At 58.7% G+C, this 21,328-nt stretch carries 21 protein-coding genes; 9 read left to right on the top strand and 12 right to left on the bottom strand.

The window, feature by feature from the left end; genetic code table 11:
* Positions 1 to 138 precede the first annotated feature (138 nt).
* Positions 139 to 1,242: a glycosyltransferase family 4 protein gene (locus tag V7Q49_RS13600; protein ID WP_333852692.1), complete on the top strand. Its 1,104-nt coding sequence runs from the start codon at positions 139 to 141 to the stop codon at positions 1,240 to 1,242.
* On the opposite strand, the gene V7Q49_RS13605 is transcribed toward V7Q49_RS13600, so the two are convergent.
* The 5 genes from V7Q49_RS13605 to rfaD are packed head-to-tail and all read right to left on the bottom strand — an operon-like array spanning position 1,221 to position 6,394.
* A complete protein-coding gene (locus V7Q49_RS13605) occupies positions 1,221 to 2,330 on the bottom strand; it encodes a glycosyltransferase family 4 protein (RefSeq protein ID WP_333852693.1) in 1,110 nt (369 codons plus the stop codon). The two genes, V7Q49_RS13600 and V7Q49_RS13605, sit on opposite strands and share 22 nt — an antisense overlap.
* On the bottom strand, positions 2,327 to 3,430 hold the full coding sequence (rfaQ, locus tag V7Q49_RS13610) for a putative lipopolysaccharide heptosyltransferase III (RefSeq protein WP_333852694.1): 1,104 nt from the start codon (positions 3,428 to 3,430) through the stop codon (positions 2,327 to 2,329). Before rfaQ ends, V7Q49_RS13605 begins: the two co-directional genes overlap by 4 nt.
* On the bottom strand, positions 3,423 to 4,409 hold the full coding sequence (rfaC, locus tag V7Q49_RS13615) for a lipopolysaccharide heptosyltransferase RfaC (RefSeq protein WP_333852696.1): 987 nt from the start codon (positions 4,407 to 4,409) through the stop codon (positions 3,423 to 3,425). Before rfaC ends, rfaQ begins: the two co-directional genes overlap by 8 nt.
* Positions 4,410 to 4,412: 3 nt before the next feature.
* On the bottom strand, positions 4,413 to 5,459 hold the full coding sequence (gene rfaF, locus V7Q49_RS13620) for an ADP-heptose--LPS heptosyltransferase RfaF (RefSeq protein ID WP_333852698.1): 1,047 nt from the start codon (positions 5,457 to 5,459) through the stop codon (positions 4,413 to 4,415).
* Between the two features lie 2 nt (positions 5,460 to 5,461).
* Entirely contained in the window at positions 5,462 to 6,394 is a 933-nt protein-coding gene (gene rfaD / locus V7Q49_RS13625; RefSeq protein ID WP_156262640.1) for an ADP-glyceromanno-heptose 6-epimerase, read from the bottom strand.
* Between the two features lie 215 nt (positions 6,395 to 6,609).
* Between rfaD and kbl the strand changes: the two genes are divergently transcribed.
* From kbl to V7Q49_RS13640, 3 genes are all read left to right on the top strand, one after another.
* Positions 6,610 to 7,806, top strand: a complete 1,197-nt coding sequence (gene kbl / locus V7Q49_RS13630) for a glycine C-acetyltransferase (RefSeq protein ID WP_333852702.1) — start codon at positions 6,610 to 6,612, stop codon at positions 7,804 to 7,806.
* Between the two features lie 9 nt (positions 7,807 to 7,815).
* Positions 7,816 to 8,841, top strand: coding sequence for an L-threonine 3-dehydrogenase (gene tdh, locus V7Q49_RS13635; protein WP_333852704.1), 1,026 nt, complete (start codon positions 7,816 to 7,818; stop codon positions 8,839 to 8,841).
* Between the two features lie 139 nt (positions 8,842 to 8,980).
* Positions 8,981 to 9,781, top strand: coding sequence for a glycosyltransferase family 2 protein (locus V7Q49_RS13640; protein WP_333852706.1), 801 nt, complete (start codon positions 8,981 to 8,983; stop codon positions 9,779 to 9,781).
* A gap of 23 nt (positions 9,782 to 9,804) precedes the next feature.
* On the opposite strand, the gene V7Q49_RS13645 is transcribed toward V7Q49_RS13640, so the two are convergent.
* The 3 genes from V7Q49_RS13645 to gpmM are packed head-to-tail and all read right to left on the bottom strand — an operon-like array spanning position 9,805 to position 13,593.
* Entirely contained in the window at positions 9,805 to 10,749 is a 945-nt protein-coding gene (locus tag V7Q49_RS13645; RefSeq protein ID WP_333852708.1) for a divergent polysaccharide deacetylase family protein, read from the bottom strand.
* A gap of 3 nt (positions 10,750 to 10,752) precedes the next feature.
* Complete coding sequence (gene envC, locus V7Q49_RS13650) at positions 10,753 to 12,012, bottom strand: murein hydrolase activator EnvC (RefSeq protein WP_333852871.1); 1,260 nt, start codon at positions 12,010 to 12,012, stop codon at positions 10,753 to 10,755.
* 33 nt (positions 12,013 to 12,045) lie between these two features.
* Positions 12,046 to 13,593 carry a 2,3-bisphosphoglycerate-independent phosphoglycerate mutase gene (gpmM, locus tag V7Q49_RS13655; RefSeq protein WP_333852710.1) on the bottom strand — a complete coding sequence of 516 codons (1,548 nt, stop codon included), beginning with the start codon at positions 13,591 to 13,593 and terminating at the stop codon, positions 12,046 to 12,048.
* Positions 13,594 to 13,841: 248 nt separating this feature from the next.
* On the opposite strand from gpmM, the gene V7Q49_RS13660 reads away from it, so the two are divergent.
* The 5 genes from V7Q49_RS13660 to cysE all read left to right on the top strand — a co-directional run bounded on the left by V7Q49_RS13660 (position 13,842) and on the right by cysE (position 16,956).
* Complete coding sequence (locus tag V7Q49_RS13660) at positions 13,842 to 14,273, top strand: rhodanese-like domain-containing protein (RefSeq protein ID WP_333852713.1); 432 nt, start codon at positions 13,842 to 13,844, stop codon at positions 14,271 to 14,273.
* A 14-nt stretch (positions 14,274 to 14,287) separates the two neighbouring features.
* Positions 14,288 to 14,539, top strand: coding sequence for a glutaredoxin 3 (grxC, locus tag V7Q49_RS13665; protein ID WP_103177738.1), 252 nt, complete (start codon positions 14,288 to 14,290; stop codon positions 14,537 to 14,539).
* Positions 14,540 to 14,572: 33 nt separating this feature from the next.
* Complete coding sequence (secB, locus tag V7Q49_RS13670) at positions 14,573 to 15,040, top strand: protein-export chaperone SecB (RefSeq protein WP_106995460.1); 468 nt, start codon at positions 14,573 to 14,575, stop codon at positions 15,038 to 15,040.
* Positions 15,040 to 16,059, top strand: a complete 1,020-nt coding sequence (gene gpsA / locus V7Q49_RS13675) for an NAD(P)H-dependent glycerol-3-phosphate dehydrogenase (protein WP_333852717.1) — start codon at positions 15,040 to 15,042, stop codon at positions 16,057 to 16,059. The genes secB and gpsA overlap by 1 nt, the downstream gene beginning before the upstream one ends.
* Positions 16,060 to 16,137: 78 nt before the next feature.
* A complete protein-coding gene (gene cysE / locus V7Q49_RS13680; protein WP_333852720.1) occupies positions 16,138 to 16,956 on the top strand; it encodes a serine O-acetyltransferase in 819 nt (272 codons plus the stop codon).
* A 38-nt stretch (positions 16,957 to 16,994) separates the two neighbouring features.
* On the opposite strand, the gene trmL is transcribed toward cysE, so the two are convergent.
* From trmL to lldP, 4 genes are all read right to left on the bottom strand, one after another.
* On the bottom strand, positions 16,995 to 17,465 hold the full coding sequence (gene trmL / locus V7Q49_RS13685; protein ID WP_333852722.1) for a tRNA (uridine(34)/cytosine(34)/5-carboxymethylaminomethyluridine(34)-2'-O)-methyltransferase TrmL: 471 nt from the start codon (positions 17,463 to 17,465) through the stop codon (positions 16,995 to 16,997).
* 136 nt (positions 17,466 to 17,601) lie between these two features.
* Positions 17,602 to 18,789: an FMN-dependent L-lactate dehydrogenase LldD gene (lldD, locus tag V7Q49_RS13690; protein ID WP_333852724.1), complete on the bottom strand. Its 1,188-nt coding sequence runs from the start codon at positions 18,787 to 18,789 to the stop codon at positions 17,602 to 17,604.
* Positions 18,786 to 19,559, bottom strand: coding sequence for a transcriptional regulator LldR (gene lldR, locus V7Q49_RS13695; RefSeq protein WP_333852726.1), 774 nt, complete (start codon positions 19,557 to 19,559; stop codon positions 18,786 to 18,788). Before lldR ends, lldD begins: the two co-directional genes overlap by 4 nt.
* Positions 19,556 to 21,211: an L-lactate permease gene (gene lldP, locus V7Q49_RS13700; protein WP_333852728.1), complete on the bottom strand. Its 1,656-nt coding sequence runs from the start codon at positions 21,209 to 21,211 to the stop codon at positions 19,556 to 19,558. Before lldP ends, lldR begins: the two co-directional genes overlap by 4 nt.
* Positions 21,212 to 21,328: the final 117 nt, after the last annotated feature.

Raw genomic sequence — 21,328 nt, forward strand, 5'->3', positions numbered from 1 at the left:
TGACCTACAGAAGGACAATGTTTGTAAGCAAGAATAATCCGTTACGCGCTTTCCGGCGCCAGGCTTTATGTATTACCTAAGCCGTAACGGTTATAATTTGTTGTTATGGCAAGTCCTTGCACAATAAACAGGAAAAGTATGCATATCGTTCACACTGAAGCAGACGGTGGTAAGGGCGGTCAGCCATTACGCATCATTAATGAGTCCTTAGGGATGATTCAGCGCGGCCATCAAGTGACCATACTTTGCCCGGAGAGTGCACCGCTACACGGTCTGGCCCGCGATGCCGGGTTAACGGTGGTGACTATGCCGCTTCGGCGTAAAAACCTGCATAACCTGCAGCTACTGCGCCGCTGGCTAAAAGAGAACCGCCCGTCCGTTGATGTCATCAACAGTCACAATTCCGCCGATACCTGGCTGGTGGCGCTGGCCAATCTTACGCTGTCTAACCCGGTTCCGCTGGTGCGTACCCGTCACGCCTCGGGTGTCCCGCGTAATAACTGGACTACCCGCTGGCTGTTTCGCAAAGCCTGCGCCCATATCGTGACCACCGGTGAGGCGCTGCGTCAGCAGATGGCGGATATCGGTGTGCCGATGGCCCAGAGCACGTCCGTGCCGAGCGGCGTGGACACGCAGCGTTTTCATCCGGCGGATAAACAGGCTGCCCGTGAACATTGCGGCCTGTCGCAGGAGGATTTCTGGCTGGGTGTGGTGTCGCACCTGCGGCCTAACAAAGGCCATAGCGTGCTGCTGCGTGCGTTAGCCGCCATAGACAACCCGCACATCAGGCTGGCGATCGTCGGTGAAGGGCCGCATAAAGCGACGCTGGAGCAGGAGATTATCGACCTCGGCTTGCAGCAGCGGGTCGTAATGGCGGGACACCGCAGCGATCCAGAGCGCTGGTTCCCGGCCTTTGATGTTGCGCTCAGCCCGTCGCACGATATGGAAGGTGTTCCGCAGGGCGTTCTGCAGTCACTGGCTTCGCGAATTGCGACCATTGCCACCGACGCGGGCGGTACGGCAGATGCGGTGATTAACGGCCAGACCGGGATCCTGATTGCGCAGCGCGACGAAACGGCGCTGCGCGAGGCGATTGTGCAGTTATACGATGACGCCGCGCTGCGTGAACAGCTGGCGCAGCAGGGGTACGACTACCTGAGCAGCCATTTCACCCGTGAATGCATGCTGGAGGCGATGGAGAAGGTCTTTGCCGCCGCGGCTCAGCGCAGCAGGTCGCGGTAAAGCGCCTGCAGCTCTTTCGCCATCCGTTCCAGAGTATAAGGCTCAGCAGTGGCGCGCGCCGCTGCTGAGTAATCCACACCCTGTTCACGGCCATTCAGCCATTCGCCGATCGCCTGCTGATAGCCAGCGCCGTCGAGCGCGTCGCGCACCCAGCCGTTAACCCCTTCTTCTATCCACTCCGCCGCGCCGCAGCCATGGCTGGTGAGCAGCGGCAGGCCGCAGGCCAGCGCTTCAACGCAGACATTCGGGAAGGGATCGTACAGCGTGGGCAGGATCAGCGCATCGGCGGTACCGTACACCTGACGGACATCGGCAACCGGCCCCAGAAAACGCACCCGCGATGCCACGCCGAGGGTCTGCGCCAGCTTTTCAAATTTGCGCGCGTGTTTATCGCGCCCGGCCACCAACAGCCAGACATGCGAATGGGGAACAATAGCGCGCAGCGCTGTCGCTACCCCTTTACGGCTGAACCCGGAACCGACGTAGGCCAGTACGGGTGCCGTCGGCGGGATCCCCAGCGCATCACGCCGGGAGAGGGAGCGCACCTCAGGGCTGAAGTGCGCAGTATCCACACCGTTGTAGATCACCGTCAGTTTGTCATCCGGCAGGCCAAAACGGCGGGCGATATCATCCCGGACCATTTTCGAATTGCAGATGACGTTGCGCAGCGCAGGATGGGTAAACATTTGCGCTTCCGCCTGCAAAATATAGCGATGGTAGCGGCTCAGGGACTGCGCCCAGCGCGCCAGCGGCGACTGGATACGGTTGTACTGCGCAAGCCAGGTGGCGTGTACGCCATCCCCGGCGCGGAAGAGGGTCGCCCCCGGAATGCGCTCGTGGCTCTGCACGATATCAAACTGGGCAAACTGCGCCGCCGCGGCAGCGGCAAAACCCGACTCGCGGTCGAGACGGTTGCGGAAGGCCGGGTTGACCGTCAGGGTTTTCCAGCCGGCGGCGTCCTCCCACTGACGGGCAATCAGCGTTACGTCCAGAGCCGTATCCTGCGCCAGTACGTTCAGCGCGCGGGAGACAAAGCGCTCCGCACCGCCGTTGGGATTATAGGTCTGTCGGACGATAGCGAGCTTCATGCCGGGTTTTCCAGCAGCAGCGTATCGATGGCGCTCAGTACCATTTGCGGGGTGATCGCCGTAATGCAGTCGGAGACGCCGCTGTCGCCGCAGCCCGCTTTACCGCAGGGCTGGCAGGTAAAGCCAGCAACGATCACGCGATAGTTGACCCCCCACGGCGCCCACTTGATCGCCCCGGTCGGGCCGAAGATGGCGACGGTCGGCGTTCCCACCGCGCTGGCGAGGTGCATCGGCATCGAATCGACGCCAAAGTAGACCCGCGCGTGCTTCATCAGCGCGCCCAGCTCTTTCAGATTAAGCTGGCCGCTTAAATCAAACACCGGCTGGGTGAGCGCAGCACGCAGCTCATCCATGTAAGCGGTCTCTTCTTTTGACGGCGCCGCCGAGAGGATAATCGGCAGGCCGCGGGCCGCCAGGTTATCGATGGTCGCCGCCAGCTTGTTAATATCCCAGGCCTTAAACATCCAGCGCGACGTCGGGTGTACCAGAATGTAGGACTGGCTCGCCAGCCCGAAGCCGGCCAGTTTCTCTGCAATCGACGCTTCCGCCGCATCGCCCGGTACAAACAGGGTATGTTTATCGGCATCGGTCTGCGGATGAATGCCGATCCGCCGCAGCGCATCCAGATTCACCTCCACCATATGGCGGCTGTTATCCTGGATCGCCGGGTAGAGGGTGGTGAAGGATTTCACCCAGCGGCGACGCGCCAGCCCGCCGCGTTTATCGGGCTTAAAGCCGACGGACACGCGCGGTTTCAGACGACGCGCCAGACGCGCACCGTGCCAGTGTTCGGTCAGGTTGATCAGCACGTCATACTGACGCGCCTTCAGGGTATTCAGCAGAGCACGGTACAGACGGAACTGTGCGAACCAGCCTTTTTTGCGCCAGTTGCGGCCAATGGTATGTACCTGGTCGATATAAGGGTGGCTGGTGAGCATCGCCTGGGTGTCGTCATACACCAGGGCATCCACTTCGACATCGGGGTAGTTCTTTTTCAACACCGTAAAGACCGGCGAGGTCAGCAGGACGTCACCGTGGTGACGCAGCTTAACGATCAGCACGCGCTTCGGTGGACGCTCCGCTGAGAAAAAATCAGACATAGGCTCTCTCTGCTGCCAGCAACGGCTCTAATTGCGCAAATACCGCAGCGGCGGAAAGGTCGCTCAGCTGCGATGAATGTTCCGGGCGGCAGATATATTGATTTTTGCCATAGCCGCCAATCAGACCCGGATCCGTCGGGCCGTAAAGCGTAATATTAGGACGATCCAGCGCCGCCGTCAGGTGGCTGAGGCCGGTATCCACCGACACCACCGCCGCGGCACCCGCCAGCTGCTTCGCCACGCCGTCCAGCTTCATGCGGGGCAGCACGTCCACGTAATCAAAACCTTCTGCCAGCCGCTTCGCCCGCGCCTCTTCATGCGGGGCGCCCCACGGGAGCCTGATGCGCAGGCCCGCACCGCTCAACAGGCCGATCAGATCGCGCCAGTGGGCTTCCGGCCAGTGCTTGTCATCCCGGGTGGTGGCGTGCAGGAAAATAAGATAAGGCGTGCTGGCGTGTTCCGCATCGTGGAGGAAATGACGGGAGATCGCGTAATCCCCCTGGATTTGCGGTTTTGCGTAGTCCAGGCTTTTGGCGAACAGCTCCCGGGTGCGTTCCACCGCGTGCTGCTGCCTGGCGATGGCGTGGCGGCGATTGTAGAACAGGCTCGCCAGCGGTTCGCGGGCGCTGTGCCAGTCCATTCCGTGCTTTACGCCGTGCGCCAGTCGGGTGACCAGCGCCGCGCTTTTCACCAGCCCCTGAGCGTCGATGATCGCATCGTAACGCTGAGCCTGAACCGTGTCGCGAAAGGCCTGACGTTCAGCCTTAATGGGCGCGGAGAACCAGGCTTTGCGCCAGCGACGGATCGCCACCGGGATCACCCGGTCTACGGCTTCGTGCCAGCCCGGGATCTGCGCGAAGCCTTCTTCCACCACCCAGTCAAAACGGATGCCCGGGATAGCCTGCATGGCGTCGGTAAGCGAGGGCAGGGTATGCAGCACGTCGCCCATCGAGGAGGTTTTAACGATCAGTACCCGCATCCGTTATCCTTCTTCGCTCAACAGCAGTTCGTTAAGCTCGTCGAGGACACGCTGCGGGGTAATGTCGATCAGACTCTGGTGATAGCCTTCGGCGGCGTCACCCTTACGTACTTTGTGGTAGCCGGTGATCAGGCGGATCACCCGCGCTTTATGCGACAGCGGCGGGGTAAAGTCCGGGCTGCTCGGGCCGTACAGCGCTACCAGCGGGCGGTTCAGCGCCGCGGCAACGTGCATCAGGCCGGAGTCGTTAGTGACCACGGCTCTACAGGCGGCCAGCAGAATGACGGCCTGCTCCAGCTGGGTTTCCCCGGCCAGATTACGGCACCAGGCCTCCTGCTCGATGCTCAGCGTGGCGAGGATTTCATTGCCTGCCTCGTGGTCTTTTGCCGAGCCGAACAGGACTATCTGGTAGCCTTCGTCAATCAGCTGCTTTGCCAGCTCAGCATAGTGATAGTGCGGCCAGCGCTTCGCCGGGCCAAATTCGGCGCCAGGGCAGAAGCCAATCATCGGGCGTTCAGCCGACAGTCCAAACGCGTTATAGGTCTGGGATTTTTCACCCTCGTTAACCTGGAGCTGAGGCCACAGCAGCGGCTGCGGCAGATCTTTCGCGCTGCGCATTACGCCTTTGTCATAGGCCAGCGCCACATAGCGTTCCACCATCAGCGGCCAGGCCTCTTTATCGAGTATCCGGGCGTCGTTCAGCAGGCCATAGCGCATCTCGCCACGCCAGCCGGTGCGGTGCGGCACGCTGGCAAAGAAAGGCACCAGCGCAGACTTGAAGGAGTTAGGCAGCACGTAAGCGCGGTCGTAGCGCTTGTCGCGCAGGTTATGGCCGAGCTTGCGGCGCTCTGCGAGTTCCAGTGCCCCGTGACCAAGCGGCATCGGGATAGCTTCGTTAACTTCCGGCATCCGCGATAACAGCGGACGGCACCACGCGGGTGCCATCACGTCGATTATCGCCTGGGGATAGCGCGCCTTGAGCGTGCGATAGAGACTTTGCGACATCATCATGTCGCCCACCCAGGACGGGCCTATCACCAAAATTTTCATACTTACGCGTCGCGGTTCAGCCAGGCCATATATTCCGTCACCCCTTCGGCAACGGTCTTGAACGGCTTGTCATAGCCTGCGGCGCGCAGGTTGGTCAGGTCAGCCTGGGTGAACGCCTGGTAACGGCCTTTCAGCTTGTCCGGGAACGGGATGTATTCAAGGCTGCCTTTCTGATGGTACGCCAGCGCCGCGTCTGCAACGGCCTGGAAGGATTCTGCGCGGCCGGTACCCAGGTTAAAGATGCCGGAAACGCCGTTTTCCCAGAACCACAGGTTCACCGCTGCCACGTCGCCTACGTAAACGAAGTCGCGCTTGAAGCCATCGCTGCCTTCGAACAGTTTCGGACTTTCGCCATTATTCAGCTGCGTGTTCAGGTGGAAGGCCACGCTCGCCATGCTGCCTTTATGCCCTTCGCGCGGTCCGTAGACGTTGAAGTAGCGGAAGCCAACGATCTGGGAGTTCGCTTCTGGCAATACCTGGCGCACGTATTCGTCGAACAGGAACTTGGAGTAGCCGTAGACGTTCAGCGGCTGCTCGTATTCACGGGATTCAATAAAGTCAGAGGTACGGCCGCCGTAGGTCGCTGCAGAAGAGGCGTACAGGAAGGGGATTTCACGCTCCAGGCAGTAATGCAGGATCTCTTTGGAGTACTGATAGTTGTTGTCCATCATGTACTTGCCGTCCCACTCCGTGGTAGAGGAGCAGGCACCTTCATGGAAGATAGCCTCAATCTCACCGAACTCTTCACCCGCCATAATCTGGATAAGGAAGTCTTCTTTATCCATGTAGTCGGCAATGTTCAGATCCACCAGGTTAACAAACTTGGTGCCGTCTTTCAGGTTGTCCACCACCAGGATGTCGGTGATGCCTTTGTCATTGAGGGCCTTAATAATATTGCTGCCGATAAAGCCCGCGCCGCCGGTAACGATGATCATAGCTGTAACCTTTGAAGTGTGGAGTCCGGGGACAATCCCGGACGCTAATGTTTCTATCATATCATTAGTATGGCTGCCCTTCAGCCATTCACCTTCACAGCGCAGGGGTACACGTGATTTATGCTGCAAAAACGAGAACTGTTAATGCGTCATCTCGTATCGGGGTATAGCTTTGGGTAATATGTGCCGAAATTTGCCGAGTCTGGAGAATTGCAATGCGTGGTGATTTTTACAAACAGTTAAACAGTGACCTGGAAACCGCGCGAGCGGAAGGGTTGTTCAAAGAAGAGCGAATCATTACGTCCGCTCAACAGGCGGATATTACCGTTGCCGACGGCAGCCACGTGATCAACTTCTGCGCCAACAACTATTTAGGTCTGGCGAATCACCCTGAGCTGATCGCTGCCGCGAAGGCAGGCATGGACACCCACGGTTTTGGCATGGCCTCCGTGCGTTTCATCTGCGGCACCCAGGACAGCCACAAGGCGCTGGAGAGCAAGCTGGCCGCCTTCCTCGGCATGGAGGATGCGATTCTGTACTCTTCCTGTTTCGACGCCAACGGCGGTCTGTTTGAGACCCTGCTCGGTGCGGAAGATGCCATTATCTCCGATGCCCTGAACCACGCTTCAATCATCGACGGCGTGCGTCTGTGTAAAGCGAAGCGTTTCCGCTACGCCAACAACGACATGGTTGAGCTGGAAGCGCGTCTGAAAGAGGCTCGCGAGGCCGGGGCGCGTCATGTGCTGATCGCCACCGACGGCGTGTTCTCCATGGACGGCGTGATCGCCAACCTGAAAGGCGTCTGCGACCTGGCGGACAAATACGATGCGCTGGTGATGGTCGATGACTCGCACGCGGTCGGTTTTGTCGGCGAAAACGGTCGTGGATCCCACGAATACTGTGACGTCATGGGCCGCGTGGACATCATCACCGGCACCCTGGGCAAAGCGCTCGGCGGCGCATCTGGCGGCTACACGGCCGCGCGCAAAGAGGTGGTCGAGTGGCTGCGTCAGCGTTCCCGCCCGTACCTGTTCTCTAACTCGCTGGCCCCGGCCATTGTTTCCGCCTCTATCAAGGTGCTGGAGATGGTGGAATCCGGTGCTGAACTGCGTAACCGTCTGTGGGCCAATGCCCGTCTGTTCCGCGAAAAAATGACCGCGGCGGGCTTTACCCTGGCCGGTGCCGATCACGCCATTATCCCGGTGATGCTGGGCGATGCGGTGGTGGCGCAGAACTTTGCCCGCGAGCTGCAGAAAGAGGGCATTTACGTCACCGGATTCTTCTTCCCGGTGGTGCCAAAAGGCCAGGCGCGTATTCGCACCCAGATGTCGGCGGCGCATTCCCCTGAGCAAATTGAGCGTGCGGTGGAAGCCTTTACCCGCATCGGCAAACAACTGGGCGTGATTGCCTGAGGACGCGTAATGAAAGCATTATCCAAACTGAAAGCAGAAGAAGGCATCTGGATGACCGACGTTCCTGAGCCGGAAGTCGGTCATAACGATCTGCTGATCAAAATTCGTAAAACCGCCATCTGCGGTACCGACGTGCATATCTACAACTGGGACCAGTGGTCGCAGAAGACCATTCCGGTGCCGATGGTGGTCGGTCACGAATATGTCGGCGAAGTGGTGGGTATTGGCCAGGAAGTGAAGGGCTTTAAAATCGGCGATCGCGTCTCCGGCGAAGGCCATATCACCTGCGGCCACTGCCGTAACTGCCGCGGCGGCCGCACGCATCTGTGCCGCAACACCGTCGGCGTGGGCGTGAACCGTCCGGGCTGCTTCGCAGAATATCTGGTGATCCCGGCGTTTAACGCCTTCAAAATCCCGGACAATATCTCTGACGATCTGGCCTCTATCTTCGACCCGTTCGGCAACGCGGTGCACACCGCCCTGTCGTTCGACCTGGTAGGCGAAGACGTGCTGGTCTCCGGCGCGGGCCCAATCGGTATCATGGCGGCAGCGGTGGCGAAGCACGTAGGTGCCCGCAACGTGGTGATCACCGACGTCAACGAATACCGCCTGTCGCTGGCGCGCAAGATGGGCGTCACCCGTGCGGTGGATGTCTCTAAAGAGAGCCTGGCCGACGTGATGGAAGAGCTGGGGATGACCGAAGGCTTTGACGTCGGCCTTGAGATGTCCGGCGCGCCACCGGCGTTCCGCACCATGCTCGACACCATGAACCACGGCGGCCGTATCGCGATGCTGGGTATTCCACCGTCAGATATGTCCATCGACTGGAACAAAGTCATCTTCAAGGGGCTGTTCATCAAGGGGATTTATGGCCGCGAGATGTTCGAAACCTGGTACAAGATGGCGGCGCTGATCCAGTCCGGTCTGGATCTGTCCCCAATCATTACTCATCGTTTCTCCATCGATGAGTTCCAGCAGGGCTTTGACGCGATGCGTTCAGGCCAGTCCGGGAAAGTGATCCTGAGCTGGGACTAAACAAAAAGCGCCTGCGGGCGCTTTTTTTCCGCTGGCCTCACGTTTTTCAGTCCACAAACGGATAGTTGTCAGGTTTTCTTCGCTTTTTTCAGTCTTCGCTTATAGAGTTTGGGGAAGTTTACTCAACTTTACAGCGCCTATGTTCAAGCTCACCGTTTGTTTATTGACCTGTAACTCAGCACGACTGCTGCGTGAAGTCCTGCCTCCGTTGATCGTTGTTGCCGATGAAATCATCGTCCTCGACTCGGGTAGCCACGACGCCACATTAGCGATTTGCCAGGAATACGGCATCACTCCCCATCACCAGCCCTATACCATGCATGGCGTGCAGATGAACCATGCCATCGATCTGGCGAATAACGACTGGGTGCTGTGCATGGACAGCGATGAGATTCTGGATGCCGAAACCGTCGATTTTATCCTGCGCCTGAAGGCGGGTGACGAACCTCATCCGCAGCAGGCATGGCGAATTGCCCGCTACTGGCATGTCCTGGGGGAAGAGGTGCGGACGATTTATCCCATCTCCTCGCCCGATTTCCCGGTACGGCTCTTTAACCGTACTCAGGCGCGCTTTAATCAGCGGCCGGTGGATGACAAAGTGGAAGGGATCATCCAGTCGGTTAAAATCCCGGGCCGCGTGCGTCATGACACCTTCTATTCGCTGCACGAGGTCTTTAACAAGCTGAACAGCTACACCAGCCGTCTGGTGAAGTACCAGACCGTGCGCCCTTCACTTGTGCGCGGCGTGATTAGCGCTATTGGCGCATTCTTCAAGTGGTATCTGTTCAGCGGTGCGTGGCGTCAGGGGAGAGTGGGGGTAGTAACCGGCCTCTACGCCACCTCTTACAGCTTCCTGAAATACTTCAAAGCCTGGTATCAGCACCAGGAAAAAAAAGAGTCTGCGGGCAAAAAGCACGCAGACTCTCATGTCGTTGAGTAAGCGATCCCGCCTCAGGGCGGGGTTTAGCTTTTCTTACCCCAGCCCTGCCACTGCAGCTGAACATATTTCACCAGCGTACTCTGGCTGATGCTCTCCCCAATCACCGAGAAGTAGCGGGTCATATAGACCGGCTCTGGCGGCTGCTTAGGCTTACAGAGCGTTACGCCGCGGAACGGATTGCGCGGTTTTGTGCCAGGCGCAGTCCCGGCGGGTGGCGGGCTGACCGGACGGGAGGTATCCACCTGCGGCTCATTGAGCAGGCTGCTCGCCGGCACCAGAGTGATATCCGCAGGCAGTGTGGGCAGCATCTGCTGTAGCACGCGAACGGTGGACGGATGAGGGTGACCAATGGCGATAGCCCAACCTGAGCGGCGGGCCACCTGCACGGCACGGTTAAACTGGAAGCGGATATCGGCTTCGTTCTGCGTGTCATCGAGGAACACTTTGCGCTTAATCACCTTCACGCCGGTGCCCTGCGCGGCGCGCATCGCCTGGCTGTTGCCGATGGTCATGCTGTCGAGGAAGTAGAGGTTGTAGCGCGCCAGGGACTGCATCACCTTCTGCATACCAAACAGGCTGGAGGTCATGGCGCTGCCCATATGGTTATTCAGCCCCACGGCGTAAGGCACTTTGCCATACGCCTCGCGGATGATGCGCTCGATCTCTTCGCTGCTCATCTCCGGGCGCAGGGTATCTTTTTCCAGCGGCTGTTTACTGAGCGGCGCCATCGGCAGATGGATCAACACTTCATGTCCGCTGTTGTGGGCTTTGGTGGCCATTTCATGGGCGTGAGGCGCGTTCGGCAGCACGGCGACGGAGATGGCGGATGGCATCGCCAGCACCTGATTTTCTGTTTGAGGACGATAACCGAAGTCATCGATGACGATAGCAAGTTTACCTGCGTAAACCGGCATCGCCAGCGCCAGTGCGCTGACGAAGGGGAGAACCATACGACGAAATTGAAGCAAAACTTATCTTCCCAACCACGGCTGTGGATTGACCGCCTGACCCTGGCGACGAATTTCGAAATAGAGTGACGGGCGGCCCTGACCGCCACTGCTGCCCACGAGGGCGATAGCCTGACCGGCGCGTACCTGGGTGCCGACGCTGACCAGAGCGCTCTGGTTGTAGCCGTAAAGACTCATGTCGCCTTTCCCGTGCTCAACCACCACCACCAGGCCATAACCCTGCAGCCAGTCAGCGAGGATCACCCGGCCATCGGCGATAGCTTTGACTTCGCTACCTTCCGATGCACCGATAACAATCCCCTTCCAACGTAGCTCACCCTGCAGCTGTTCGCCATAGCGATGCAGAATTGAGCCCCGTACCGGCCAGTAGGCCTGGCCGCGCGGCGAGCCCAGACCGCCGGTGCGCGACATCAGCGAGCGTTCGTTTTCTGTTGGCTTGTAGGTGGTGCCTTTGCGGGAAGCTTCCTGCTGGCGATCGCGAACAGCCTGCGCTTCACGTGCTTCTTTCTCGGCACGCGCTTTGGCGGCCGCTTCCGCGCGGGCGATGCTGTTACGCAGTTTGGATTCGTTGGCGCGCATTTCGCTCAGCTGGCTCTGCCCTTCCTGAATAGAGGATTCAAGACCGGAAAGGGTTTTCTTACGCTCGTTGCGCGCCTGCTCCAGCTTGGCCTGCTGGGCCTGCTGATCGTAAAGGAGGGTCTGCTGCTGGCTCTGCTTCTCTTCCAGCTCCGCTTTTTGCGTGGTGACCTCTTCCCGCGTCTGCTTCAACTGGGCGATGGTCTCCTGGCGGGACTGGTTGAGATAGCCGAAATAGGCCTGCAGGCGCTGGCCGCGCTGGCTCTCTTCGCCGCTGAGGATCAGCTGAACGCCGGTGTGTTCACCCTGGCGAAAGGCAGCATCTAATTGCGCGGCGAGGTTGCGCTCCTGAGCCGCACGCTGAAGCTCAAGTTTGGCGATAGACGCATTCATCTCGTCTATTTGTTTATTCAATACGCTGAGGGTGTTCTGGGTTTCCCGCAGCTTGCGTGCCGCCGCGGAGATCGCCTCTTCCTGCTTTTTAAGCTGCTCAAGCAGGGAAGAACGTTGCTGCTGTTGCTGGCGTACCGCCCGCTCTTTGGCTGCGATATCGGCCTGAATGGTTTTGAGCTGATCGCGCTCGTCCGCCTGGGCGGATGCCGCGCACAACAATACGCCAGCGCTGAGCACGCTGGCGTAAAGTAAAGGCCTGACTGATAACCGTAACGGCTTCACGACCCATGTGATTGAAACAATCGCCTTTCCCCTCATGGGGAAGGATTATTCCACGATGAACAGCGGCTTGCCAGTCATCTCTTGCGGGATTTCCATACCCATCAGGGTCAGCATGGTCGGCGCAACGTCTGAAAGCTTGCCGCCATCCACTGCTTTAACTGATTTATCACCGACATAAATCATCGGAACCGGCAGGTTGGTATGCGCGGTGTGCGCCTGACCGGTGGCCGGATCGCGCATCTGTTCGGCGTTGCCGTGGTCTGCGGTGATCAGCATCTGACCGCCCGCGGCGACAACGGCTTTGGTCACCTGGTCAATGCACGCATCCAGGGCTTCAATCGCTTTAATCGCCGCTTCCATCACCCCGGTATGGCCAACCATATCGCCGTTCGGGTAGTTACAGATGATGGTGTCGTATTTGCCGCTTTCGATAGCTGCGATCAGCTTTTCGGTCAGCTCGGCAGAGCTCATCTCCGGCTGCAGATCGTAGGTGGCGACTTTCGGGGAGTTGATCAGAATACGATCTTCGCCTTTGAACGACTCTTCCACGCCGCCGTTAAAGAAGAAGGTGACGTGGGCGTATTTTTCGGTTTCGGAGATGCGCAGCTGGGTCTTGTCGTGCTTGGCCATCCACTCACCGAAGGTATTCGCCAGCGATGACGGCGGATAGGCGCATGGCGCTTTAATGTCGGCGGCATATTCGGTCAGCATCACGAAATCGCCCAGCTTGACCTCTTTTTTACGGGCGAAGCCGTCGAAGTCAGCGTTGACGAAGGCGCGGGTGATTTCGCGGGCGCGGTCAGCACGGAAGTTCATGAAGATCAGCGCGTCGCCGTCTTCCATCGCGGCATCGGCCTGACCTTCGGCGCGGATCACGGTCGCTTTCACGAATTCATCGTTTTCATCGCGGGCGTAAGCGGCTTCCAGCGCGGCAACGGCGCTGTTGGCCTGGAACTCGCCTTTGGCTTCTACCAGCAGATTGTAGGCCTGCTCTACGCGATCCCAACGGTTGTCGCGGTCCATGGCATAGTAGCGGCCAATGATGGACGCCACGCGGCCTTTGCCGAGAGCGGCAAACTTGTCTTCAAAGGCTTGCAGGGAAGATTTAGCGCTGCGCGGTGGGGTGTCGCGGCCATCGAGGAAGGCGTGCAGATAGATTTTGTCTGCCCCTTTTTCCGCGGCCAGCTCGACCATCGCCATGATGTGATCTTCGTGGCTGTGAACGCCACCGGCGGAGAGCAGACCCATAATGTGCACCGCTTTGCCTGCGGCGGTGGCTTTCTCAACCGCGCCGGTCAGCACCGGGTTCGCAAAGAAGGTGCGTTCTTTAATTTCAACATCCAGACGGGTCAGGTCCTGATAAACAATGCGTCCTGCGCCCAGGTTGACGTGTCCAACTTCGGAGTTGCCCATCTGGCGATCGGGCAGACCCACTTCCAGGCCGGACGCATCAATCAATGTATGAGGACGTTGTGCCCACAGTGCATCCATGACCGGGGTTTTAGCGTTGAAAATGGCGTTATCCTGCTGATCTTCACGATAGCCATAACCATCCAGAATCATCAGTACCATAGGTTTTTTAGAAACCGACATTGCGACAACCTCTTTGCTCAAAAGACAAAAAATTTGCGTAATTTTACTACAGCTGAATCGATCAAATAGCCGCAGAAGATCAAAGAAACCACCGTGGTAAGGGTACGGTGAAGGGAATTTTGGTCTTTTTTTTCGTGGCAGCACGCAGAAAATGGATTAGCTTATTGTCGCTGGCTGTATTTGCCACAACGCACAGGTATACTCCTGTCCTGGTTTTTTATTCACTCAGTCGGGAGTCGTTACCCCCCATGCAAGAAATTATGCAATTTGTCAGCCGCCACCCCATACTTTGTATCGCGTGGATTGGTCTACTGGCAGCCGTACTTTTCACCACGTTCAAAGGCCTCACCTCTAAAGTGAAGGTGATCACCCGCGGCGAAGCCACGCGCCTTATCAATAAAGAAGAGGCAGTGGTTGTCGATCTGCGTCAGCGTGACGATTTCCGTAAAGGCCATATTGCAGGTGCCATTAACCTGCTGCCGACCGAAATCAAAGCCAATAACCTTGGCGAACTGGAAAAGCATAAAGACAAACCCGTTATTGTCGTTGATGGCACCGGTATGCAGGCTCAGGAGCCCGCAAATAACCTCGTCAAAGCAGGCTTTGCAAACGTCACTGTCCTGAAAGACGGCATCTCTGGCTGGAGCGGCGAGAATCTGCCTCTGGTTCGCGGTAAATAAACAGGAGTCAAGTCATGGCCAATATCGAGATCTACACCAAAGCGACCTGCCCGTTCTGCCATCGTGCGAAAGCGCTGCTGGACAGCAAAGGCGTTACCTTCCAGGAACTGCCTATTGATGGCGATGCTGCGAAGCGCGAAGAGATGATTAAACGTAGTGGCCGTACGACGGTTCCGCAGATTTTTATCGATGCGCAGCACATTGGCGGCTGTGATGACTTGTATGCGCTTGATGCGCGTGGTGGACTTGATCCCCTGCTGCGCTAAGGCGTTTTAGGACAATAAAAAAAGGGTATTTCCATGTCAGAACAAAACAACACCGAGATGACTTTCCAGATCCAGCGCATTTACACCAAAGACGTCTCCTACGAAGCACCAAATGCGCCGCATGTTTTCCAGAAAGACTGGCAGCCAGAGGTTAAACTTGATCTGGATACCGCATCCACCCAGCTGGCGGATGATGTGTATGAAGTCGTACTGCGTGTTACCGTAACCGCCTCTCTGGGCGAAGAGACTGCGTTCCTGTGTGAAGTACAGCAGGGCGGCATCTTCTCCATCGGCGGTATCGAAGGTAACCAGATGGCGCATTGCCTGGGTGCATACTGCCCGAACATCCTGTTCCCGTATGCCCGCGAATGCATCACCAGCCTGGTTTCCCGTGGTACGTTCCCGCAACTGAACCTTGCGCCGGTGAACTTCGATGCGCTGTTCATGAACTATCTGCAGCAGCAAGCTGGCGAAGGTACTGAACAACATCAGGATGCCTGATGAGTACTGTCAATGCGTCAATGACTGTGATCGGTGCCGGCTCTTACGGCACCGCTCTTGCTATCACGCTGGCAAGAAATGGTCACGAAGTGGTTCTCTGGGGCCACGATCCTAAACATATCGCGACGTTAGAAGCCGATCGCTGCAACGTTGCGTTCCTCCCCGATGTGCCTTTCCCTGACTCACTGCACCTCGAAAGCGACCTGGCGACCGCGCTGGCCGCGAGCCGCAATATTCTGATTGTTGTGCCGAGCCACGTGTTTGGTCAGGTGCTGCGACAGATTAAACCGCTGATGCGTGATGATGCGCGCGTGGTCTGGGCAACCAAAGGGCTGGAAGCCGAGACCGGCCGCCTGCTGCAGGATGTTGCCCGCGAAGCGCTGGGCGATGCCATTCCGCTGGCGGTGATCTCCGGCCCGACCTTTGCGAAAGAGCTGGCGGCAGGGCTGCCAACGGCCATTTCGCTGGCCTCAACCGATGAGACCTTCGCTGACGATCTGCAGCAGCTTCTGCACTGCGGTAAAAGCTTCCGCGTCTACAGCAACCCCGATTTTATCGGCGTCCAGCTGGGCGGCGCGGTGAAGAACGTTATCGCGATCGGTGCGGGCATGTCTGACGGTATCGGCTTTGGCGCGAACGCGCGTACGGCGCTGATCACCCGCGGACTGACCGAAATGTCCCGTCTGGGCGCGGCGCTCGGTGCCGATCCGGCCACCTTTATGGGGATGGCAGGGTTAGGCGATCTGGTGTTGACCTGTACCGACAATCAGTCGCGCAACCGTCGTTTTGGCATGATGCTCGGCCAGGGCATGGATGTGATCGGCGCGCAGGAGAAGATCGGCCAGGTGGTAGAAGGCTACCGCAATACCAAGGAAGTCCGCGAGTTGGCACACCGCTTTGGTGTCGAAATGCCAATAACCGAGGAAATTTATCAGGTATTGTATTGCGGAAAAAATGCGCGCGAGGCAGCATTGACCTTATTAGGTCGCGCACGCAAGGACGAGCGTAGCAGCAGTTAACTGCAGGAAAGCGTTATCACCTGAATGACCCGGCTGGCAAAGAACTGGCCGGTCATTACATTACGTCTGGAGTAAGCAATGCCGTGTGAAGAACTGGATATCGTCTGGAACAATATTAAAGCCGAAGCCCGGGCTCTGGCCGACTGTGAGCCGATGCTCGCCAGTTTCTACCATGCGACGCTACTCAAGCACGAAAATCTCGGCAGCGCCCTGAGCTATATGCTTGCCAACAAACTGGCTTCCCCGATCATGCCGGCCATCGCCATTCGTGAAGTGGTGGAAGAGGCCTATGCCGCCGACCCGGAGATGATCGCCTCCGCGGCCTATGATATTCAGGCGGTCCGCAATCGTGACCCGGCGGTGGATAAATACTCCACGCCGCTGCTCTATCTGAAAGGTTTCCATGCCCTGCAGTCGTACCGTATCGGCCACTGGCTGTGGAACGAAGGCCGTCGCGCACTGGCAATCTTTCTGCAAAATCAGGTGTCTGTGAGCTTCCAGGTGGATATCCACCCGGCGGCGAAGATTGGCCGCGGGATCATGCTCGACCACGCCACCGGTATTGTGGTGGGTGAAACGGCGGTGATTGAAAACGACGTCTCGATCCTGCAGTCCGTAACCCTCGGCGGGACCGGGAAGACCAGCGGCGATCGCCACCCGAAAATCCGTGAAGGGGTGATGATTGGCGCAGGGGCGAAGATCCTCGGCAATATCGAAGTCGGGCGCGGCGCGAAAATCGGCGCCGGGTCGGTGGTGCTGCAACCTGTGCCGCCGCATACCACCGCCGCAGGCGTTCCGGCGCGTATCGTAGGCAAGCCGGACAGCGATAAGCCGGCGATGGATATGGATCAGTTCTTTAACGGCCACCATACCTTTGAGTATGGCGACGGAATTTGAGTAAACGCCCGGTGGCGCTACGCTTACCGGGCCTGGCTCTACCGTAATATCGCGCCCGCATACCCCAGCTGGCGCCAGGCTTCATACACCACCACCGACACCGCGTTTGACAGGTTCATGCTGCGGCTGTCCGGCATCATCGGAATCCGAATTTTTTGTTCAGCAGGCAGGGCATCGAGAATGGTGGCCGGCAGGCCGCGCGTTTCCGGGCCAAACAGCAGATAATCGCCTTCCTGATAGCTCACCGCGCTGTGCGCAGGCGTACCTTTGGTGGTCAGGGCAAAGATCCGTCCCGGTTTTTCCGTTTCCAGAAACGCCGCCTGATCCTTATGGCGCACCACGGCGGTGAATTCGTGATAGTCCAGCCCGGCGCGGCGCAGGCGCTTGTCGTCCCACGTAAAGCCCATCGGCTCGATGATATGCAGACGAAAACCGGTATTGGCGCACAGGCGGATGATATTGCCGGTATTAGGTGGAATTTCTGGTTCGAATAAAACGATGTTAAGCATGCTGCCCCCTTAATTTCGCGGGCAGAATAGCAGAATTTTTCCCTCACCCTAACCCTCTCCCAGAGGGAGAGGGAACTTTCTTTTCTCCCTCTCCCTTCGGGAGAGGGCCGGGGTGAGGGGCTCAGACCGCACCAACCTAAGCCGCGTCCCCCTGGGTCAGCGGGGCCAGCCCGGCAGGGATCTTACTCAGCTCCTGCACCAGCATCTCCTTGCTGATCTCGCGGATGGATTTTGCGCCGGTCAGCGTCATTGCCACCTTCATCTCTTTCTCGATCAGATTGAGCAGATTCGCGACCCCCGCCTGGCCGTGGGTCGCCAGCGCATAGAGATACGCCCGGCCCAGCAGGACGGTGTCGGCACCGAGGGCAATCATGCGCACCACGTCGAGACCGTTGCGGATCCCGGAGTCCGCCAGAATCGCGATATCGCCCTTCACCGCATCGGCAATGGCGGGCAGGGCGCGGGCAGAGGAGAGCACCCCGTCCAGCTGGCGACCACCGTGGTTCGACACCACAATGCCATCGGCACCAAAACGCACCGCATCGCGGGCATCTTCCGGATCGAGGATCCCTTTGATCACCATCGGGCCATCCCAGAACTCACGGATCCACTCCAGGTCTTTCCACGAGATCGACGGATCGAAGTTGTTTGCCAGCCAGCCAATATAATCTTCCAGCCCAGTTGGCTTACCCAGGTAAGCAGAGATATTTCCCAGATCGTGCGGACGACCGTTGAGGCCCACATCCCACGCCCACTGCGGATGGGTCACCGCCTGCCAGTAGCGGCGCATCGCCGCATTCGCGCCGCTCATCCCGGAATGCGCATCACGATAGCGTGCGCCGGGGGTGGGCATATCGACGGTAAAGACCAGCGTGGAGCAGCCCGCCGCTTTGGCGCGCTCCAGCGCGTTACGCATAAAGCCGCGATCGCGCAGGACGTACAGCTGGAACCACATTGGGCGCTTGATGGTCGGGGCGACCTCTTCGATCGGGCAGACCGAGACGGTGGAGAGGGTAAAGGGAATGCCTTTGGCATCCGCGGCCGCGGCCGCCTGCACTTCACCCCGGCGGGCGTACATGCCGCAAAGGCCGACAGGGGCGAGCGCCACCGGCATGGAGAGCGTTTCGTTGAACAGCCTGGTCTCAAGACTCAGGTCGGACATATTCTTCAGCACGCGCTGGCGCAGGGCTACCTGGGACAGATCTTCCACATTGCGACGCAGGGTGTATTCGGAATAGGCCCCGCCGTCGATGTAGTGGAACAAAAACGGAGGCAGGATGCGCTGCGCGGCGGCGCGATAGTCACTGGCTGCGGAAATGATCATGCTTTGTTCTCCCTGGAAATATCGTTGTCGCCAGGCAGACGGGTAATGCGCGCCTGTCGGGCCTGATCTTCATCGAATTGTTTAATGGTGGTATGCACAAAGCCCAGATGCGCCATCATCGCCTGACGGGCAGCCTCGGCATCGCCAGCCAGAATGGCCTCAAGAACGGCCTGGTGCTGCTCGGTCAGCTGTGCAAAAACAGGCGGCACCTGATACATGCGCTGGCGGCTCTGCTTGACGGAGGTTTGCAGCAGATCGAAGAATCCGCGCATGGTCTGGAGCAGCACCACGTTGTGCGAGGCTTCGGCAATCGCCAGATGAAAACGCACGTCGGCCTGCGAGGCGATATCCGGATCGCTGCTGTGGGTTGCCTCAAAGCAGGCCTTCAGCTTCTCTTTATCGGCCGGCGTGGCGCGCATGGCGGCATGCCATGCGGTGCTGGCTTCGATGGCGTGACGGGCTTCGAGAATATCGAAGCTATAGTCCGGGTCGTTGGCCATCAGGGTTTTCAGCGGCTGAACAATCGCCTGTTCCGACCACTCCTCGTGCTGCCAGCGCACGAAGGTCCCGCCGCCGCGACGGCTCAGCAGCACCCCTTCGCTGACCAGGGTCGCTAAGGCTTCGCGCAATGAGTTACGCGAGACGCCAAGCTGGGCGGCAAGCTGGCGCTCGGCGGGCAACCTCATGCCCGCCTCCAGCTGCTGTTCTTCAATCAGCGCCCGCACGCGAGAGGCTATCTCGTCGGACAGGCGTCTGGGCATCACTATCATGGGATCATCCAGGTTAAGACGTAGGCCTGCAGGGTGGTGATGATCCCGACCATGCAGGTAAATATCAGGCTGTGCTTCACGGTAAAGCGGAACAGATCCGACTCTTTGCCCACCAGACCTACCGCCGCACAGGCAATGGCGATGGACTGCGGGGAGATCATCTTCCCGGTTACGCCGCCGGTGGTGTTCGCCGCCACGAGCAGCACATCCGACACGCCAATCTGCTGGGCGGCCGTTGCCTGCAGGGCCGCAAACAGGGCGTTCGATGAGGTATCTGACCCGGTCAGGAATACCCCCAGCCAGCCGAGGAACGGCGAGAAGAAGGTGAACGCGTGGCCGGTATGCGCCAGGGCCAGCGCCAGGGTTGACGACAGGCCGGAGTAGTTCGAGATAAACGCGAAGGCCAGCACCATGCCGATAGAGTAGATCGGCAGCATCAGCTCTTTAATGGTCGCAGCAAACGTCTGTACCGCTGCCGCAGGCTTCATGCGCAGCCACACTACGGAAAGGATAGCGGCAAACAGGATGGCGGTGCCGGTTGCCGAGAACCAGTCGAACTTGAACACCGCTGCATACGGCGTGGCATCGTGCACCACTGGCGGCATGCGGGCGACCATCTTGTCGAGGAACGGCACGGAGATATTGACCACCATGTCGTACAGCGCGCCGTTCGGGGCAAACAGGGCTTTGAACGGCGGCACGCTCCACAGGGTTACCGTGGCGGTAAGGAACAGGAACGGCGACCAGGCGCGCACAATCTGTCCGGGTGTATAGCGGGTGCGGGCCAGGGTCATATCAACCTGCGAGGCACCCATATCGGCAAAGCGGAAAATACGCACCGGCTGCCAGCGTCTGAGGAACAGCGTCAGGCAGACCAGCGAGACCAGAGAGGAGATAATGTCCGGCAGTTCCGGGCCAAGGAAGTTAGAGCTCAGGTACTGGGCGATAGCAAACGAGCCTCCCGCCACCATTACCGCAGGCCAGGTCTCCTTCACGCCGCGCCAGCCGTCCATAATCGCCATGATCCAGAACAGGACGATAATGGTCAGGAACGGCAGCTGACGGCCCACCATCTGGCCGATCTCAAAGCTGTCCAGCCCGGTCACCTGCCCGGCCACCAGAATCGGAATACCCATCGCGCCAAAGGCCACCGGTGCGGTGTTAACGATCAGACACAGACCGGCGGCATACAGCGGGTTAAAGCCCAGCCCGACCAGCAGCGCGGCGGTGATCGCCACCGGCGCACCGAATCCGGCTGCCCCTTCGAGGAATGCCCCGAAGGAGAAGCCGACGATCAGCATCTGCAGGCGCTGGTCAGGGGTAATAGAGAGGATCGACGAGCGAATGATGTCGAACTGCCCGGTTTTCACCGAGATTTTATAGACGAAGACCGCGGCAATGATGATCCACGCGATCGGCCACAAGCCGTAGAAGAAGCCATAGATGACCGAGGCCAGGGCACGATCCACCGGCATTTTGTAGAAGAACAGCGCCACCATCAGGGCGATGGCCACGGTGTACGTCGCGGCAAGGTATCCCTTCAGCTTGAGCTTAATCAGCGCAAAGAAGAAGAACAGGATAGGCAGCGAGGCAATCAGGCTCGATAGCCAGATATTGCCTGCCGGATCGTAGTTTTGTTGCCAGAGGCTCATTGCAGGTCTCCCGAGGACCACAGAGTCTGCAACGCGGTGAGTCTGTGCTCATCTCGGCGTCACATTCAGTGTAAAAGTGGTCCTGCCAATAGTGTGATGTAGGGTTAATGACAATAA

Source organism: Leclercia sp., from assembly GCF_036780805.1.
In the GTDB taxonomy this organism is placed as follows: domain Bacteria; phylum Pseudomonadota; class Gammaproteobacteria; order Enterobacterales; family Enterobacteriaceae; genus Enterobacter.

What these genes read in the sequence shown, in the direction of transcription:
- V7Q49_RS13600 (WP_333852692.1), top strand. Translation starts at nt 139, where the DNA reads ATGCATATCGTTCACACTGAAGCAGACGGTGGTAAGGGCGGTCAGCCA.
- V7Q49_RS13605 (WP_333852693.1), bottom strand. Translation starts at nt 2,330, where the DNA reads ATGAAGCTCGCTATCGTCCGACAGACCTATAATCCCAACGGCGGTGCG.
- rfaQ (WP_333852694.1), bottom strand. Translation starts at nt 3,430, where the DNA reads ATGTCTGATTTTTTCTCAGCGGAGCGTCCACCGAAGCGCGTGCTGATC.
- rfaC (WP_333852696.1), bottom strand. Translation starts at nt 4,409, where the DNA reads ATGCGGGTACTGATCGTTAAAACCTCCTCGATGGGCGACGTGCTGCAT.
- rfaF (WP_333852698.1), bottom strand. Translation starts at nt 5,459, where the DNA reads ATGAAAATTTTGGTGATAGGCCCGTCCTGGGTGGGCGACATGATGATG.
- rfaD (WP_156262640.1), bottom strand. Translation starts at nt 6,394, where the DNA reads ATGATCATCGTTACCGGCGGCGCGGGCTTTATCGGCAGCAATATTATT.
- kbl (WP_333852702.1), top strand. Translation starts at nt 6,610, where the DNA reads ATGCGTGGTGATTTTTACAAACAGTTAAACAGTGACCTGGAAACCGCG.
- tdh (WP_333852704.1), top strand. Translation starts at nt 7,816, where the DNA reads ATGAAAGCATTATCCAAACTGAAAGCAGAAGAAGGCATCTGGATGACC.
- V7Q49_RS13640 (WP_333852706.1), top strand. Translation starts at nt 8,981, where the DNA reads ATGTTCAAGCTCACCGTTTGTTTATTGACCTGTAACTCAGCACGACTG.
- gpmM (WP_333852710.1), bottom strand. Translation starts at nt 13,593, where the DNA reads ATGTCGGTTTCTAAAAAACCTATGGTACTGATGATTCTGGATGGTTAT.
- V7Q49_RS13660 (WP_333852713.1), top strand. Translation starts at nt 13,842, where the DNA reads ATGCAAGAAATTATGCAATTTGTCAGCCGCCACCCCATACTTTGTATC.
- grxC (WP_103177738.1), top strand. Translation starts at nt 14,288, where the DNA reads ATGGCCAATATCGAGATCTACACCAAAGCGACCTGCCCGTTCTGCCAT.
- secB (WP_106995460.1), top strand. Translation starts at nt 14,573, where the DNA reads ATGTCAGAACAAAACAACACCGAGATGACTTTCCAGATCCAGCGCATT.
- gpsA (WP_333852717.1), top strand. Translation starts at nt 15,040, where the DNA reads ATGAGTACTGTCAATGCGTCAATGACTGTGATCGGTGCCGGCTCTTAC.
- cysE (WP_333852720.1), top strand. Translation starts at nt 16,138, where the DNA reads ATGCCGTGTGAAGAACTGGATATCGTCTGGAACAATATTAAAGCCGAA.
- trmL (WP_333852722.1), bottom strand. Translation starts at nt 17,465, where the DNA reads ATGCTTAACATCGTTTTATTCGAACCAGAAATTCCACCTAATACCGGC.
- lldD (WP_333852724.1), bottom strand. Translation starts at nt 18,789, where the DNA reads ATGATCATTTCCGCAGCCAGTGACTATCGCGCCGCCGCGCAGCGCATC.
- lldR (WP_333852726.1), bottom strand. Translation starts at nt 19,559, where the DNA reads ATGATAGTGATGCCCAGACGCCTGTCCGACGAGATAGCCTCTCGCGTG.
- lldP (WP_333852728.1), bottom strand. Translation starts at nt 21,211, where the DNA reads ATGAGCCTCTGGCAACAAAACTACGATCCGGCAGGCAATATCTGGCTA.